At 43.2% G+C, this 16801-nt stretch carries 15 protein-coding genes; 1 reads left to right on the top strand and 14 read right to left on the bottom strand.

The genetic code is table 11. The annotated features are described in order from the left end of the window. Positions 1-75: 75 nt before the first annotated feature. From sigF to EDD74_RS04115, 13 genes are all read right to left on the bottom strand, one after another. Positions 76-798: an RNA polymerase sporulation sigma factor SigF gene (sigF, locus tag EDD74_RS04170; protein ID WP_008974843.1), complete on the bottom strand. Its 723-nt coding sequence runs from the start codon at positions 796-798 to the stop codon at positions 76-78. After that, positions 777-1232, bottom strand: coding sequence for an anti-sigma F factor (gene spoIIAB / locus EDD74_RS04165; protein ID WP_009262453.1), 456 nt, complete (start codon positions 1230-1232; stop codon positions 777-779). Before spoIIAB ends, sigF begins: the two co-directional genes overlap by 22 nt. Further along, positions 1232-1546, bottom strand: coding sequence for an STAS domain-containing protein (locus EDD74_RS04160; protein WP_008974841.1), 315 nt, complete (start codon positions 1544-1546; stop codon positions 1232-1234). The genes spoIIAB and EDD74_RS04160 overlap by 1 nt, the downstream gene beginning before the upstream one ends. Positions 1547-1634: 88 nt before the next feature. Continuing rightward, positions 1635-3140 (bottom strand): tetratricopeptide repeat protein, encoded by a 1506-nt coding sequence (locus tag EDD74_RS04155; RefSeq protein ID WP_116441243.1) that lies wholly within the window; start codon positions 3138-3140, stop codon positions 1635-1637. 23 nt (positions 3141-3163) lie between these two features. Continuing rightward, entirely contained in the window at positions 3164-3298 is a 135-nt protein-coding gene (locus EDD74_RS15470; protein ID WP_008974839.1) for a hypothetical protein, read from the bottom strand. Further along, on the bottom strand, positions 3292-4590 hold the full coding sequence (locus EDD74_RS04150; protein ID WP_116441242.1) for a bifunctional folylpolyglutamate synthase/dihydrofolate synthase: 1299 nt from the start codon (positions 4588-4590) through the stop codon (positions 3292-3294). Before EDD74_RS04150 ends, EDD74_RS15470 begins: the two co-directional genes overlap by 7 nt. A 12-nt stretch (positions 4591-4602) precedes the next feature. Beyond that, positions 4603-6855: an LTA synthase family protein gene (locus EDD74_RS04145; RefSeq protein WP_116441241.1), complete on the bottom strand. Its 2253-nt coding sequence runs from the start codon at positions 6853-6855 to the stop codon at positions 4603-4605. A 25-nt stretch (positions 6856-6880) separates the two neighbouring features. Further along, positions 6881-9529: a valine--tRNA ligase gene (locus EDD74_RS04140; RefSeq protein WP_116441240.1), complete on the bottom strand. Its 2649-nt coding sequence runs from the start codon at positions 9527-9529 to the stop codon at positions 6881-6883. After that, entirely contained in the window at positions 9522-9812 is a 291-nt protein-coding gene (locus EDD74_RS04135; RefSeq protein ID WP_116441239.1) for a hypothetical protein, read from the bottom strand. The genes EDD74_RS04140 and EDD74_RS04135 overlap by 8 nt, the downstream gene beginning before the upstream one ends. Positions 9813-10014: 202 nt before the next feature. Then, complete coding sequence (locus EDD74_RS04130; protein WP_116441238.1) at positions 10015-11721, bottom strand: ABC-ATPase domain-containing protein; 1707 nt, start codon at positions 11719-11721, stop codon at positions 10015-10017. Positions 11722-11798: 77 nt separating this feature from the next. Further along, positions 11799-12443 carry an HAD family hydrolase gene (locus EDD74_RS04125; protein ID WP_008974831.1) on the bottom strand — a complete coding sequence of 215 codons (645 nt, stop codon included), beginning with the start codon at positions 12441-12443 and terminating at the stop codon, positions 11799-11801. A gap of 55 nt (positions 12444-12498) precedes the next feature. Then, on the bottom strand, positions 12499-13506 hold the full coding sequence (locus EDD74_RS04120; RefSeq protein ID WP_008974830.1) for an asparaginase: 1008 nt from the start codon (positions 13504-13506) through the stop codon (positions 12499-12501). A 34-nt stretch (positions 13507-13540) separates the two neighbouring features. Beyond that, complete coding sequence (locus tag EDD74_RS04115; protein WP_116441237.1) at positions 13541-14080, bottom strand: HD domain-containing protein; 540 nt, start codon at positions 14078-14080, stop codon at positions 13541-13543. Positions 14081-14270: 190 nt separating this feature from the next. Between EDD74_RS04115 and ymfI the strand changes: the two genes are divergently transcribed. After that, the gene (ymfI, locus tag EDD74_RS04110; protein ID WP_116441236.1) at positions 14271-15017 is read left to right on the top strand and encodes an elongation factor P 5-aminopentanone reductase; all 747 of its coding nucleotides are present in this window, start codon (positions 14271-14273) and stop codon (positions 15015-15017) included. Positions 15018-15143: 126 nt separating this feature from the next. Here the strand turns inward: ymfI and EDD74_RS04105 are convergent, their stop codons facing one another. Beyond that, complete coding sequence (locus tag EDD74_RS04105) at positions 15144-16775, bottom strand: PucR family transcriptional regulator (protein WP_116441235.1); 1632 nt, start codon at positions 16773-16775, stop codon at positions 15144-15146. Positions 16776-16801 lie beyond the last annotated feature (26 nt).

Below are 16801 nucleotides of genomic sequence, written 5' to 3'. Positions count from 1 at the left end.
GGAAGCTGCTCTCGTTGTGAGCTGCTCCCTCCTCAAATTTCTTATTTTTTCTCCCGGCATACCAATCGCCCAGACTCATCCTGTCTGTATTTTTGTCCTCATATTTTTTAGAATCTTCTTTTCAAGCCTTGATACCTGCACTTGGGAAATCCCGAGTTTTTTTCCAATCTCTGACTGTGTTTGATTTGCAAAGTACCGCAAATAGATCAACTGTCGTTCCTCTCTATCAAGCTCCTCGAGAAGCTGACGTATCAGCATATGATTCAGTATCGTTTCTTCCTGCCCTTCCTCTTCCTCCAGCTTATCAAGAAGCTGAATCTCATTTCCATCCTTCTGATAAATCGGTTTGTGCAGCGACTCCACTTCCCCGCTCGCATCAAGCGCCATCGCAAGTTCTTCCTTCTCCACCTCCAGCTCCGCTGCCAGTTCTTCCATTGTCGGCTCCCGGTTATATTTTTTCTGAAGACGCTCCCTTGCCAGAAATGCTTTGTATGCAGTCTCCTTTAATGACCGGCTCACTTTAATCATCCCATCATCTCTTAGGAATCTCCGAATCTCCCCTGAAATCATAGGCACTGCATAAGTCGAAAATTTCACATCATAATTCAGATCAAATTTATCAATTGCTTTCAAAAGTCCGATACTTCCAATCTGAAACAAATCTTCACTGTCCGTTCCCCTTCCAAAGAACCGCTTCACAATACACCATACAAGCCCTGTATTTTCCTCCACTAATTGTTCTCTCGCTTTCTCATCTCCATCGTGTGATCTTTGAATTAAAGCGATTGTGTGGTCCATAGTTCCCTGCCTTTCCCGATAGTCTTTTTCATTCGGACCAACGTCCCCTTTCCCAGTTCGGATTCTACATACACATTGTCCATAAAGGCTTCCATAAATGCAAATCCCATTCCTGACCGGTCAAGTTCTGGTCTTGTCGTAAATAACGGTTCCATTGCCTTTTCGACATTTTCAATTCCTTTTCCTTCATCTCTAATTTCTACATAGAGTGTCTGCCCTTCAATCCAGCATCGAATCATAATTTTCTTCACTTTTCCATCATACCCATGGATCAGCGCATTCGTGACTGCCTCTGAGACCGCAGTCTTTACATCTGATACTTCCTCCAAAGTCGGATTGAGCTGTGTCATAAATGCTGCAACAGACACACGCGCAAATCCTTCATTGACCGGTCTGCTGTCAAATACCAGTTCCATTTCATTTGTGTTCTTCATCATTGTTTTTCCTCCTCAAACATCTGGATTATTTTCGTCACACCTGACATTTTTAATATTTTTCTGATCCGCTCATTTGCGTTTACTGCCCAGACTTCGCCGCCAACTAAATAGACTAGCTTATATCTTCCCATAAGGACTCCAATTCCTGAACTATCCATAAAATTCGTGTTCGCAAAGTCAAAAATAACATATTTAATATGGTTATGCTCAATCAGCATATCTGCCCTCTTTCTCACTTGCTCCGCATTGCAGTGGTCTAACTCTGCGGGAAGAAAAATTGTAAGACTGTTTTCTTCAATCTGATACTCCATATAACCCTCCTGTTTTCGTAGTCTATAAATCGAAAAAAAAGGACATACACGCTCTTTGTGTATCTCCTTTTCTTTCGTACTTCTATTTCTATTGATATTCCTCGTAAGTTACATCTCCATAGGATTCTTCTGTTTCCTGATAATTGTCATATACATTCTGATCCCCTTGTCCTTGGTAATCTTCTGTATCACTTCCGGCAGTATCCCCATAAGCACTGCCATAATCATTATACACATCCGCTCCTGACTGTCCGGAATCCACACTCTCTTCCGTACCAGCCCCCTGAGTATTTGCCGGGGTTCCTTTTTGTGCCTCTTCTGCTCTCTTTGCAACATCTGTTTTCGGATATGCCTCGATGATCTGCTTGTATATTGCCTCAGCCTTATCTTTCTCATTGTTCAACAGATAAGAGTCTCCAAGTAACAGCAGTGCCTCTCCATCTTTGTAATGCCCATCCATCCGGATCAGTTCCTCCAAAAGTGTGATCGCTTTTGGATAATCTCCCTGCTGATAGCTTTGCTTTGCACTACTGTAATGTTCTGCACAGATGCTCGGATACACTTCATCGGCAATCGCCTGATACTGAACTTTTCCCTGATCTCCGAGGGAATCTTTCTGCACTTCCAAAAGTTCTTTTGCAAGTGTGGCGTAAGCATACTGCCCGGAGTTATAGTGCTCCTTGACCGTCAAAAGCTTCTCATAGCTGTCTTTTGCCGCCAGTGCAGCAGCCGTTGCCGCCTCGTTCTCATCGGAAGAATTTCTAATGGTCTCTAATTCCTTTTTCATCGCGCTGATCTGCGCATCTTTAGAATTGATCTCCTCTTTAAATGCCAGCACCGATTTGTTGCTTCGATTGGATTTTACTTCATTGACCGCCGGAACAATGAGAAACCATACAACGGCTGCTCCTAGTAAAATTCCTATGACAATATTCAAAATGGTAAGAAATCCTGCATTCTCTTTCAGCGGAGAGACCGCCGGCTGAATGACCGTGTCATTCCCAATCTCATAGGTCTTCTGTTCTCTTCCTTTCGTGCCTTGCGTTTCTCTGAGTTCAGACAACTCATGCATATATTTCAAGGTTGTCTCATTTGTCGTGTCGAGACGATGTGCCCGCTTCAACACCTGTTTTGCTTTCTGGTACTGACCTGTTTTTAAATACAATAGCGCCAAAAGCTGATATGCTTTCAGATAAGACGGATGTATCTGCACCGCCTTCTTCAGTTGAATCACCGCCAGATCTTCCGCACCCTGATCACAGTAAACGAGGCACTGATTATACATCTGCACTGCTCTGTCAATTTCTTCTAATGTTTTTTTATCTTTCTGGATTTCTCTGATAAAGTATCCCGCCAGATTGTCTGATTTTTGAAAATTCTGACTGAGGATCCACTCTACGATTGCCTCCGCAATCTCTCCTCTCTCATAATAAACAAGCCCCAGAAGGTTCCTTGCAGGGATGTTCTCCCTGTTATACTGAAGGCTCCGCTTTAATGACTGAACGGCGCCCGATATGTCCCTTATTTTTGCTTTTCTCAGTCCATCATTATACCAGTAATTTGACTGATGTAATATTTTCTCCGTATACTCCATGCAATTCCACCGTAATCTTTCTGCTATTTCGCCTGACTGAGCATCTCCCGCAGAATATCAGTCATATCAGACAAGTCTTCCTGATACACTGCCTCCTCTATGTCATCTACTTCCAGGCTAGGTTTAAATTTCTTTAATTCCTCTTCATAATCTAACATTCTGGTTCTCCCTTCACAAGCTCTTTGATCATACCTACAAGGTAGAGTGAGCCCAGGCAGTAGGCAATACCGTCTTCTCCTTTTTGTTTCATCATCTCCGCCCATGCCTCTTCTAATTGTTCCCGGACAGTCACTTCACTGTCTGTATATTTCCGAACGATCCGGGCAAGTTCACCCGCATCGACTTTTCGTGTACTTTCCACGGTCGTGATCACATAACTGTCCACTGATAAATTCTGGCATAGTTCTGCGATCATCTTCTCGTACTCTTTCTCTTTGACTGCTGAAAACAGAATCACAGTCCGTCCACCGTGAACAGGTCTTCGCTTCACCGTCTCGACAAACCGCTCTACTGCATTCTCGTTATGTGCTCCGTCTATGTAGACTCCCGGGAGGATTTCCTCCATTCTTCCCGGCCATTTCACATGAAACAGCGTATCCTTCCATAGTTTCAGATGTCTTTTTGGAAGAAGTATCTGCACAGCCTCTAGTGCAAGCAGTGCATTGTCCACCTGATAACATCCGGTATTGGAAAGCCTCCATGTAGTATCTTCATCATACGCACTTCGTTTTGAAAATGCAATATATTTCTCTGTGATTTCCTGAATTTCGTACGCATCTTTCGTGATTTCTCTACAAGGTGCACCACAATTTTCCGCAATTTGTCGGAAAACAGCTGCTGCCTGCACATTATTCCCATCGAATACAAGCGGAACCTGTCTTTTGATGATCCCGCCCTTTTCTGCTGCAATTTTTTCTATCGTATCTCCCAGTATCTCCATATGATCCATTCCGACTGCTGTGATCACAGTCAATACCGGATCATCGATTGCATTCGTGGCATCCAGCCTGCCACCGAGCCCTGTCTCCAGCACAATGTACTCCATGTCTGCCATCGCAAAAGCAGTCATCGCCATTCCAAACAAAAATTCAAAAAAAGTCGGATGTGCCAGCCCGTCTTTTTCCATCTCATCCACAGTAGTTTTTACTTTCTGAAAAACAGCAAGAAATGTTTCATCGTCTATCTCTTCCCCATTTATTCTGATCCGCTCATTGATCTTCACAAGATGAGGAGAACTGAAAAATCCTGTCCTCTTTTTCTCCGCAAGCAAAAGAGCCTGTATGTATGCACATACAGAGCCCTTTCCATTTGTCCCTGCCACATGAATTACTTTCCTACCGACCTGTGGATTTCCAAGTCTTAATAGGAACTCTTTTGTATGTGTCAGATGATTCTTCACTGTGAATTTTGGAATGTCTAAAATATATTTCACACTTTCCTGATAATTCACTTGTCTTCTCCATTATTTCTGCGGTGTTTCAGACGAATCGTCTGCCGCATCTTTTGTTTCTTCTGTCACTGTCTTTACATCTTCTGCCTTTTTTTCTTCCTCTTCCAGCTGAAGCTTCAATTCTTCTGTCAGCTCTTCTATCTTGCCACCGCGGTAAATGTATTCCGCAGAAGTCCGAAAGACCGTATTACTTGATCCCATCTGAATGATCGTGATAATATCTCCTTCCTTCAGCTCTGTCTCCTGCAGTTCGATCCTCGTATTATTCAAAAATTTAGAGCTCTTCTTCTCGCCATTGACATAGACTCTACTATTTTTAGTAAAATTCTCGCCATAGAGGCTATATGTTCCGTCAAGCTGTGTGATCAGATCTGTCAGCACGACATCTTTAATTCCCATCTGCATGTGTCCTTCCGGCACTGGATTTTTCCCTCCGTACACATACTTCTCTCCATAGAGAATATCATACTGCAGCATCTCCAGATCGAGTAAGTAGTTCTTCGTCTGCCTTCTCTTCTGGTGATAATTGAATATCGTTCCGGAATGGATATCCAACTTCTCAAAAACATCCGCCATGATCTGATAAGATGCAATATTTCGATCCTGTTTTTCCAACCCGATATTATCCCATACAACATAGTTTGTATTGTACAGATACCTTCCCTTCAGATCTTCGGATTTCAGTCCGAGTGTTGGCAGATGATCTCCATATAGGACTAGAACGGTTGGTTCCTTTCTATCTTCCAACGCCTGCACAAGATCTCCGATAAACTGATCGACTTCATAGATTTGATTGACATAATATTCCCATGCACTTCTTACTTCTTCATCCTCTATTCCGGTCACTTGAATCCTTGGATTTTCTAAATGCTGTCCATAGTAATCGCCATGACTTTGTACTGTGATCCCAAATACGAAATCCTGCTGTTCTGTCGAATCCATTGCGTTCATGATATGTTCTGTGAGGATATCATCCTTCGCCCACCCATTCTCGGTAAGCTGAAGAATATTCATAAATTCCTTACTCGTGTAACTGTCAAACCCGATATTATTAAATACCGTTGAACGGCTGTAAAAATTTCCTCCGTTGTTGTGAAGCGCATGTGCACCGTAACCAAATCGTTTCAGCGCAGTTGCTGCACTCTCTGCGGTTTCCTTTTTTAATATTGTCTTATACGGATACTCCCCTGGTCCAAAATATCGCAAGTTCATTCCGGTCAGAACTTCAAACTCTGTGTTGGCCGTTCCGGCTCCCACCGATGGCACTTTGAAATACCCTGACGAATATTTCTCAGAAAGCGCTCTGAACGTTGGAAGTGGATCCTGTGATGTCTGCAAAAATTCTACCTCACTTGTATCAAAGAACGATTCCAGCTGGATAAAGAGAATATTTGGCATCTCTTTTCTTCCGGTCTTGGCCTCTGTGATCGCACCGTTCTCACTGATCTGAGCGATCATTTCCTCACTGTAGCCATTCGGCTGTGAAATTCCGGTATTAAACACACTCGACATAAAACAGTATGGAAATCCATAATCTTCATAGGCAAAAGCAATATTTCCAAAATAATTGGAAATCACTCGCTTATCAAGTGCTACATCTGTCACGACAAAAAATAGTCCAAACCAGAATACCACTCCGGTCAGCGCAAGCACTCTTCTCATTTTTCCAGCATACTGTCCGCCACGCTTCCACATGGAAATGACCCATACAACAACCGCTGCCACACCAACGATCACCGCAACAAGTTCAATTCCGTTAAAATAAGAATTGATCAAGGTCACCGCATCACCGGCAACTTTTAAGTCCTGTGCGTTAAACGGAGTGACACGCTTCATAAGCATGTATCCGTTCGTCACCCCAAGACCGATCCAGAATACACTTAAAAGAATTCTGGCAAAAATACGTCTTCTTACGAGATAAACAACAGAAAACGTAATAAAGATCAAAAATGAATTATATAAGAACACTTTTGGTGTCTCAACCATATAATTCCACCCCTGTACAAGCGAATGTCGGGAAATACATTCAATGACCAGGTTCAAAAAGCATGCCAAAAGTGCATGAAATACAAGCGAAAACTGATTCATGAACTTATAACACGGTGCCAGCTTTTTCGCCAGCGGGCTGTTGCGTCTCTTCTCTAAAATCTGTTCCCTTCTCTCTTTTCTCTTCTTCCAATACTTCTTAATGTCTTCCGGCTTTAAATTTTTCACCCTTTGTATGCCACCCTTTATATCGGGGCGTTTGATATGAATCCGTTTCATTGTCACCTCTCACAATCTGATGTGTTTATTTTCTAAGTCCTTTTAATCGTTCCTGTACTTGTTCCATCATCTGTGTATATTTCTCAAGCTTTGCTCTTTCTTCATTGATTTTTGCTTCCGGAGCCTTGCTGATAAATTTCTCATTATTCAGCATGCCATTGACACGGGCAAGTTCTTTTGTCAAGCGTGCTTCCTCTTTTGTCAGACGCTCTAACTCCTGCTCAAAGTCAACAAGCTCTTCCATTGGCAGATATACAACTGCATCTGCAACAACGACAGAAACTGCATCCTCTGCGATTCCGCTCTTGTCGGACTGAATCTGGATTTCATTTGCACTCATCAGCGGCATGGAAGACTCTTTAATCTCCTCAAATCCCTGACAAAGATTTTCATTTTCACAGACAATATATGTCTTCGCCTTACGGCTTGGAGCAACATTCATCTCTGCCCGTACGTTGCGGACACCGCGGATGATCTCTTTCATGTGATCTACAATATTCTCCGCTTCCGGATAGCAGCTGCTCTCTTTGTATTCCGGCCAGGAAGACATCATCAATGATTCTTCTTCTGGAACAAGCGCACCGTAGATTTCTTCTGTCACAAACGGCATAAACGGATGGAGCAGTTTTAATGCATCGCCGAGCACCGTCTTTAATGTATAAAGTGCGCTGTTTGCTGCTGCCGGATCTTCCTCCGCGTGATAAATACGGTATTTTGCAAGCTCGATGTACCAGTCACAGAACTCATCCCAGATAAAGTCATATACTTTTTGTACAGCGATTCCAAGTTCAAATTTGTCCATGTTCTCTGTCACATCTTTTGTCAGTGTATTCATCTTTGAGATGATCCATTGATCCACCGCTGACAAATCACTTTCGTTCGGAACTGTAATCTCTTTTCCTTCCATATTCATAAGGATAAAGCGGGATGCATTCCATACTTTGTTCGCAAAGTTTCTATTTGCCTCTACTCTTTCATCGTAGAAACGCATATCATTTCCAGGTGCATTTCCCGTCACAAGTGTGATACGGAGCGCATCTGCACCATACTTCTCGATAATCTCCAGCGGATCAATTCCGTTTCCAAGAGACTTACTCATCTTTCTTCCTTGAGAGTCACGGATCAATCCATGGAATAATACCGTGTGGAACGGCGCTTTTCCAGTATAAGCATATCCGGAAAATACCATACGGATCACCCAGAAGAAGATGATGTCATATCCGGTTACAAGTACATCGGTTGGATAGAAGTAATCAAGATCTTCCGTCTTCTCCGGCCAGCCAAGTGTTGAGAATGGCCAAAGTGCGGAGCTGAACCATGTATCTAAAGTATCTTCATCCTGCACAAAATGGGTACAGCCACAATCCGGGCATACCTCCGGCATCTCTCTTGCCACAACAACTTTTCCACATTCCTGACAGTAATAAGCCGGGATTCTATGTCCCCACCAGATCTGTCTGGATACACACCAATCACGGATATTGGACAGCCAGTTCATATAAGTCTTGTTCATTCGCTCTGGAATCAGTTTCAGATCTCCGTTGCTGATCGCCTCGATCGCCGGTTTTGCCAGCTCTTCCATACGGACAAACCACTGTTGTTTTACGAGTGGCTCTACCGTTGTTCCACATCTTTCATGTGTTCCGACATTATGAGAATGATCTTCTACTTTCACAAGGAATCCCTGCTCTTCCAGATCGCTTACGATTGCTTTTCTCGCCTCATAGCGCTCCATCCCTGCATATTTCCCACCAAGCTCGTTGATCGTAGCATCATCGTTCATGATGTTGATCTCCGGAAGGTTATGTCTCTTTCCGACTTCAAAGTCATTCGGGTCGTGTGCCGGTGTGATCTTCACCGCTCCGGTTCCAAATTCCTTATCTACATAGTAGTCTGCCACGATTGGAATCTCTCTGTTTACTAATGGAAGTAATACATTCTTTCCGACGATATCTTTGTATCTCTCATCATCTGGATGTACCGCGATTGCTGTATCTCCTAACATTGTCTCCGGACGTGTTGTCGCGATCTCAAGGAAACGGTCTGTTCCTACGATCGGATATTTGATATGCCAGAAATGTCCTGCCTGCTCTTCGTGATCAACCTCTGCATCGGAAAGCGCTGTCTTACATACCGGACACCAGTTAACGATTCTGGATCCTTTATAAATGTATCCTTCCTCATAAAGTTTGATGAATACTTCCTCAACTGCTTTGGAGCATCCCTCATCCATCGTGAATCGTTCTCGATCCCAGTCACAGGAAACACCGAGTTTTTTCAACTGGCCTTCAATCGTTCCTGCATACTCATCCTTCCACTGCCAGGTACGCTCTAAAAATTTCTCTCTTCCAAGTTCCTTCTTATCAATTCCTTCTGCCTTTAACTGCTCTGTAACTTTTACCTCTGTGGCAATCGCCGCATGATCTGTACCCGGAATCCAAAGTGCATTGTATCCCTGCATTCTCTTATAACGGATCAGGATATCCTGAAGTGTATTGTCAAATGCATGCCCCATATGAAGCTTTCCTGTGATATTCGGCGGTGGCATTACAGTTGTAAACGGTTTTTTACTTCTGTCTACTTCTGCGTGAAAATATTTGTTCTCACACCATTTTTCATAAAGTTTCGGCTCAATCTCTTTTGGATTGTAAGTCTTCTCTAAATTCTTACTCATCATTTCCTCCTTTGCAAACCCTCTTTTGCTCTTCATCTTCTTTTAGCTCTATCATGAGTGACCGCTCTTTATCTTTTCCTTTGATATGATTTCCTATGGAATAGAAAACGCCCTCTACATACTGTAAAGGGCGAATGATCGCGGTACCACCTTTGTTATCTCTCTGCTCCATACTCCGTAAATCTCTGTACAAAAGCAGATCGATATCTCTAGCGTCCGGTAACGGGGACGATCCGTGACTACCTACTGCCGGCACTGCTGCCGCTTCAGTCGTCCGGTTCAAAAGCTACTTCCACAATTCCTTCTTGAAATCACCTTTCAGCCCATGAGTGATCCTCTCTTGCAAGGGATCTTTGCGTACTCCTCTTTCTCTCAACCTTTTCTTATTCGATATTCCTTATGATAGTCGGCTAACTGCCATTTGTCAAGAAGTTCATAAATTCTTTAGATTTTCATAAGCTCTTCACAACTTTATTCTCATCTTCTTACAACCGCAGCCCCCGGTAACGATTCAGGCAGGCAAAGATTTCCTGCTTTCTCGGCATTGCAAAATTAACCGGAAGATACGAAGACTCTGCAATGGAAGCAAGTCCATCCCGCTCCATCTTCTGCTCCATCGCATCTACTACCTGCTGGATTGTTTTCTTTCCATCAAACAGATTCTGCTCTGCATACTTCACGAGATAGCCAAGTACATTTGTCTGTTCCGTATCAACAATCTGTTCCACATAGCGAAGTTCGATTGTCTCTCGATTCATCTGGATGCCATCTTTTCCCATCGCCTTGATCTTCACTTTTCCGCGGTCTGCGAATGTCCTGTTTTTTTCTGCGCTTCGGAGCACGGATGGTTTCTTCATCTCCCGCTTTCCTTCCGATACCGGAAGCGGAAATGCCGCTGCCTCTTGCTTTGCGAAAGCTGTAATCTCCGCCGGCTCATACTGTTCCATCTGGATAATCGTATCTGCGATATGGAAATAAGATCCGGAACTTCCCGCTACGATGATCGAGGACACCCCTTCTTTTTCATACAACTCCCTCACTCGGTCAATAAACGGTGTGATCGGTTCTTTTTCCCTTGCCACTACCCGCTGCATCAGTTCATCGCGGATCATAAAGTTTGTGGCACTCGTATCCTCATCGATCAGAAACAATCTGCTGCCTGCCTCGATCGCCTCAACTACATTTGCCGCCTGCGAAGTACTTCCACTTGCATCTTCGGTATAGAATGCCTCTGTATTTTTCTTATTCGGGAGATTGTTGATGAACATAGAAATGTCTGTCTTTTTGATACTCCGTCCATCTTCCGCCCTGAGTTTGACTGCAGTATCATCACTGATCACATACTCTCTTCCATCTCCAGCAATGTGATTATACACACCAACTTCCAGCGCATTTAACAATGTGGATTTCCCGTGATAGCCGCCGCCTACGATCAAAGTAATTCCACATGGAATCCCCATACCGGTAATCTTTCCTCTGTGCGGCAACTCTATCTCCACTTCCATCTCTTTCGGCGAACGGAATGGAACCCCATTCTTCATCGGGCGGGAAGAAATTCCACTCTCTCTCGGCAAAATCGAGCCGTTTGCCACAAATGCACTAAGATTTCGCTTCAGGATCTCTTCCCGGATCACCTGCTGATCTTCCGCCAAAAAAATCGTCTGCTCAATTTTTTTCTGATCTGCACACGGATAGAAAAATGATTCCTTTACACACTCTGGAAGAAACTCAAAGAAAATCTTAATAAGCTCTCCGGAATTAATTGTCCTTCCATTTGCCGGAAATCCTACTTCCATACGCACAAGCACATTACCATTTGCCGGGTCAATCGTGCAGGCTGTCCGCTCCAGAATCTCCTGTCCGCATCTGCTGACAGATAACAAACCACTTTTCCCTGAACCCTTTGCCTTGAAGTTGAAGCGTTCGATCTTCTGATAAAATACTCTTGTCAGATAATCCTGCAGCGCGATCCGCTTATATTTCTTGTCAAATAATTGTTTCGGAAACCTTGCCAGTTGTCCGTCAATCGCAACACTCACTTTCGATGGCGATGCAAATGGATCTCCCTGCACATGATCGATCTGCAAAATATAATCCGCAAACCGATAACTGCCCTTCGTCCCCTTATATGCAGGATAACTCTTCCGATGAATCTCATTTAGTAACTTTCTCAAATCCTGTGCTGACTTCATTTCCTTGCTTCTACCTCTTTCTGTCTCTTTTTATTTTTTCTTTCTCTGCTGTTTTGCCGGCGCGATTTTCCCCTCAGTTACACTAAGGTGTCGTGCAGTTCTTCTACGCTCTCTTTGATCATTGCCGCTCCCGCTTCTTCCAGCTCTTGCCTGTTTCCATAGCCATATAACACTCCGATGCATGGGATGTTCTGCTCCTTTGCCCCAAGCACATCATGCATTCGGTCTCCGACCATGATCACCTTATCTCTGTCTGTAATCTTCTCATGCTCCAGCACATATGCGATAACATCTCCTTTTCTGACACGCTCCCCGCTCAATTCACTTCCTCCAATAAAAGTGAAATACTCTGTCAGGTGAAAATACTCCAAAATCTGTCTTGCATACACCTCTGGCTTGGATGTCGCCAGATAGACCTTCTTTCCTTGTTCTGTCAGTGCTTTTAATAGTTTTTCAATCCCTGGATAGACTTCGTTCTCATATAGTCCCCGCACTGAAAAATATTCTCTATACTTTTCCACTGCTTCCACCGCCTGTTCCCGGTCAAATCCATAATATTCCATAAAGGAATCCGCAAGCGGCGGACCGATAAACTTGCAGAGCGTATCAAGATTCTCCACCTCTATCCCATAAAATTTCAGCGCATGTGCAACTGCGCTTGTAATCCCCACTTTCGGGTCTGTCAGTGTTCCATCTAGATCAAATAAAATATGCTGATACATTTTTCTTCCCCTTTTTCCTTTTTATAATTTGCTAAACACACTTCATTTCACACTGCTACTCATGAAATAAAATGTCATGGTTTACGCTGCTGTAAAATCTTTCTTTCACTTCCGCGTAACTCATCTGTTCCATGGACATGATCCACATTAATTTTGTGATCACTGCCTCCAATGTCATGTCGTATGCTTCAATCAGATCAAAATCCTGTTTGACCTTTTTCCCAACTTCATAGACCGTCATGTTACTTCCTTCGTTTGCCACCTGCGTTGTCATCACCACAATCTTTCCATGGCGCACCCACTCCGTCATCTCTTTATAAAATTCTCCGACAATGCTCTCCGGCAGACCGCCTACACCAAAACTTTCAATTACGACACAATCATAATGTTTAAAAATGTAGGACAATACATCCGGCTTCATACCTGGGATCAGCTTTAATACATAAATACTGTTCTTCATCTCATGATAGAACGTGACCGGCTTCTTATAAGGAATCGCCGGCATATAGCGAAATACTTTCTGATCCTGTATCACTGCCGGATACGGGAAATTAATGCTGGAAAATGCATTGTAACTCTTGGCACGCTCTTTCTTCGCCCTTGTTCCGACAATGACTTTCCCATCGAATACGATCGTCACATCCTGAGATGCATCGTCTGACGCGTAAATAAAGCTGTCTAAAAGATTTGTCTTCGCGTCTGTCACATCCATATTGATCGGCTTTTGCGCTCCGGTGATCACGATCGGCTTCTCAGAATTCTGGATCATATAAGACAGTGCTGCCGCAGTGTATGCCAGCGTGTCCGTACCGTGACAGATGACAAATCCATCATACTCCTCATAGTGTTCCTCGATTGCCCCTGCAATCTTCTTCCAATATTCCGGTGTCACATTCGTACTGTCAATATTGCACACCTGAAGTGTATCCACATCACACACGCTCTCTACCTGCGGAATATAAGATAGGATATCCTCCGAGGAAAGTCCCGGAGCCAGCCCGGCCTCCGTCTGTTTTGATGCAATTGTTCCTCCGGTTCCTATCATTAATATTTTTTTCTTCATACTGTTCTCCTGTCTATTATCTTCCTGTTATTTTCTATTTTCCAAAAATTTTCTCTACAAGACTGCGGTACTCCATATACGCCGGAACTTCCGAGAAAGAATTTCGAAGAGCCTCCTCTACTCCTTTATAGTACCATCCAATCGTCTCTTTGTCTTTCATTCGGAATCGTTGCCACAATTCCTCCCCGCACTCTGGATAATCCCGATCGATATCCCGCATATTGGACAGCTTATCTGCCAGACCGATCATCTGTACTTCCCGCTCTGCTACTTTCAGATGATGGATCGTCGCACCTTTGCGCTCCATCCACGTCTTTGATTTGTCTTCACTTTCTTTCTGCACAAGTTCTGCCACCCGCTTGGAAAACATCTGCTCGATCATCTGCGCCGTCACTCCCTCGCAATCCTCGATCGTATCATGCAGGATTGCTGCACTGATAACCTCCTCATCCTCCGTCATTCTCGCTACGATCACACCCACTTCCAGCGGATGTAAAATATATGGGCGCATCGTCCCTTTCCGCAGTTGCCCGTCATGTGCTTTCGTCGCAAATGCGATTGCCCTTTGGATCATCTCCTCCACCTCCTGTATTTTCTTCTTTCTTTCGATTCCCGCCTAAAACGATATACCAATTTCACCTAGTTTTATTATACCAATCGAACACACTTTTTCAACTCTTCTTTCCGATTTGTTCTGAGCTGTTCTGTCATTTTTCACCAGTTTGTGCTATAGTAACATTATATTTTTTTCACGGAGGTTCTTTATGCATATAACCAATCAAAAACCAGTCGTTCTTGTTACTGGTTCCTCTAGAGGAATCGGAAGAGCGATCGCACTTCAGTTTGCCAAAAATCATTACCATGTCATTTTAAACTGCTCCACTTCTCTCGAACAGTTAGAAAATGTCAAAAAAGAAATCCTTGCACTGCCTGACAGCTCCTGCACTTGCTGCCGCTGCGATGTCAGTGATTCTTCACAAGTCACCGCAATGTTTGAAGAGATTTCCACTACTTGTGGGCAGATCGATGTACTTATCAACAATGCAGGAATTTCTCACATCGGTTTGTTCACAGATATGACCGACGATCTGTGGGATCGCATGATCCAGACAAATCTTTCCTCAGTTTTCTATTGCAGCCGGGCAACCCTGCCCTCTATGATTTCCAGAAAAAAAGGAAAAATCATCAATATTTCCTCGATGTGGGGAACGGTCGGCGCCTCCTGCGAAGCCGCCTATTCCGCCGCCAAATCCGGCATCCACGGACTGACGAGGGCACTGGCAAAAGAACTTGCACCTAGCAATATTCAAGTCAACACCATTGCCTGTGGCGCCATCGATACCGCCATGAACGCACAGCTTAGTCCTGAAGAACGTCTTGCACTGGAAGAAGATATCCCTGCATGCCGATTTGGTACCCCGGAAGAGGTTGCTTCTCTCGCATGGGACTTAGCCCATGCTCCCGCCTATATGACCGGACAGATCATCGGAATAGACGGAGGCTATATTTAAAACCGGCCTTTTTTACTTCTCCAAAAGTAAATCTGCATACGGTCGATGCTCACAGGATTTTTACACATAAGAAATGGGTATAGCCTGCATTTCAGCCATACCCATTTCTTCTATAATTATCGGAATCTACAATTCCAAAAACTGCAATAATATTTCTATTTTTAATCGGGAAATATAGGAGTCCCAATCGATCTGTAGCATTCGGTCTAACTTGTCAATCCTTTTTCGAATGGTATTGATATGTACATACATTTTCTCAGCTGTCACGCTGAAATTCATATTGTTTTCCAGATAAACTTTCAGTGTCCTGAGCAGTTCTACATTTTTCTCGTCTTTCATCATATCCAGATACTCTGAGAGCATCTGTTCCAATTCTTTCTCCGGAATTTGAAGCCATGCAAACGGGCCAATCATCTCATAATCCCAAATTTTCTTCTTTGGACAGAGCTTTTTCCCCATTTTCATTACTTTCCCACACGTTTCCACCGATGATTTTAATTCCGACATTTTCTTGCCTTCTCGCAACACCGCAAACTCCAATTCCATTTTAGGAAATGTTTCAACAATTTTCTGCTCAAAATCAGAAATCATACCTTCCATATCTTTTTGACTATATGACACCGAATCAGACAATTCTGTTAAAACTACCCCTGTATTTTCATCGAGAAATGCTAATTTTGCATTTTTAGAAAGCTGACTGTTTTTGAAAACAGCAATATACTGTTCTCTGGAATTCCGCGCACTCAATTCCTCATTCATCTGGTGAAACAATACACAGGTATATCTTGTATTCATAGAAATCCCCTGCTGTCCCGCCTGATAAAGAAGCCTTTCTTCATCTTCCCCGGTAGAATGCAGCGCAAGCAAAACAAGATTTTCAAATCCGATGTTCCCAATACTTTGTGCAATGACAATTTGTTCGTATACCGATTGTAGCAAAAGGTACGCAATCCGAATGGAATACTCATCGTAATAATCTAAGAATTCTCTTGATTCCATCACAATAAAGTATGCCTGCAGATTGCCTCCAATACTAATCGGCATCAAAATCCAACTGATCCGCGGACCATCCACATTATCTTCATTAAACATTCGGATTCGTGTCATCTGTATATAGTCACATAATGTATAGCGATTGTGTTCCATCGTAGGATTCCAATAATCACTTTCCTGCAATCCATAGGTTTCTGAAATTCGCTTAAAGTTTGCAGAGCTGCAATATCCTTCCTGTTCACCTACATCATATAGAAATGCCGGAAAGCCCATTTCCACTTCTACTGCCTGCAATATTTTTTTAATCTTTTGAACTTTGTATGTTGTCGAACCTAACATCATCGCACCATTCTGATGGATTTGAAAGCGCCGAATGGTCCGATTCATCACGATCGTATTCACCTGTTGCATGACTTCCATATAGCCGATTTCAAATGGCATACTGATCAGCGGTATTTCATATCGTTCAAACAGTTCGATAATCTCTTTCGGAATCATCGGAAGATATCTCCCTCGTTTAATAATCATTCCGGAAGTGATCTGCATCAATCCTTCATCAAAAGACTTTTTGATACAATCCGGTTCCATCAAAATAGAATAACCGGAAGTAATTACAAGTTCCTTTCCTTTCGTCCAACGATAGGCATCCGGAGCATCCATGACCGCAATTCCTTGTACTTCTTTCTGTATCCCTTTAGAACCAGCTACAATATGAAAGTCTTTAAAAAATTCATGTTCCAATAAAGTTTTAATTGAAATTCCCATATTGTCCCTGTCCTTTCTTTGTTCTG

Origin of the sequence: Faecalimonas umbilicata (assembly GCF_004346095.1) — a bacterium.
Taxonomy (GTDB): Bacteria; Bacillota; Clostridia; order Lachnospirales; family Lachnospiraceae; genus Faecalimonas; species Faecalimonas umbilicata.
The sequence above is the reverse complement of the archived record's forward strand: the minus strand, read 5'-3'. Positions and strand labels throughout refer to the sequence as shown.

Excerpts from the sequence above, each read along its gene's own strand:
- ymfI (WP_116441236.1), top strand. The coding sequence starts at position 14,271 with ATGCATATAACCAATCAAAAACCAGTCGTTCTTGTTACTGGTTCCTCT.
- EDD74_RS04115 (WP_116441237.1), bottom strand. The coding sequence starts at position 14,080 with ATGATCCAAAGGGCAATCGCATTTGCGACGAAAGCACATGACGGGCAA.
- EDD74_RS04105 (WP_116441235.1), bottom strand. The coding sequence starts at position 16,775 with ATGGGAATTTCAATTAAAACTTTATTGGAACATGAATTTTTTAAAGAC.
- EDD74_RS04130 (WP_116441238.1), bottom strand. The coding sequence starts at position 11,721 with ATGAAGTCAGCACAGGATTTGAGAAAGTTACTAAATGAGATTCATCGG.
- EDD74_RS04160 (WP_008974841.1), bottom strand. The coding sequence starts at position 1,546 with ATGGAGTATCAGATTGAAGAAAACAGTCTTACAATTTTTCTTCCCGCA.
- EDD74_RS04125 (WP_008974831.1), bottom strand. The coding sequence starts at position 12,443 with ATGTATCAGCATATTTTATTTGATCTAGATGGAACACTGACAGACCCG.
- EDD74_RS04145 (WP_116441241.1), bottom strand. The coding sequence starts at position 6,855 with ATGAAACGGATTCATATCAAACGCCCCGATATAAAGGGTGGCATACAA.
- EDD74_RS04155 (WP_116441243.1), bottom strand. The coding sequence starts at position 3,140 with ATGGAGTATACGGAGAAAATATTACATCAGTCAAATTACTGGTATAAT.
- EDD74_RS15470 (WP_008974839.1), bottom strand. The coding sequence starts at position 3,298 with ATGTTAGATTATGAAGAGGAATTAAAGAAATTTAAACCTAGCCTGGAA.
- EDD74_RS04140 (WP_116441240.1), bottom strand. The coding sequence starts at position 9,529 with ATGAGTAAGAATTTAGAGAAGACTTACAATCCAAAAGAGATTGAGCCG.
- sigF (WP_008974843.1), bottom strand. The coding sequence starts at position 798 with ATGGACCACACAATCGCTTTAATTCAAAGATCACACGATGGAGATGAG.
- spoIIAB (WP_009262453.1), bottom strand. The coding sequence starts at position 1,232 with ATGAAGAACACAAATGAAATGGAACTGGTATTTGACAGCAGACCGGTC.
- EDD74_RS04120 (WP_008974830.1), bottom strand. The coding sequence starts at position 13,506 with ATGAAGAAAAAAATATTAATGATAGGAACCGGAGGAACAATTGCATCA.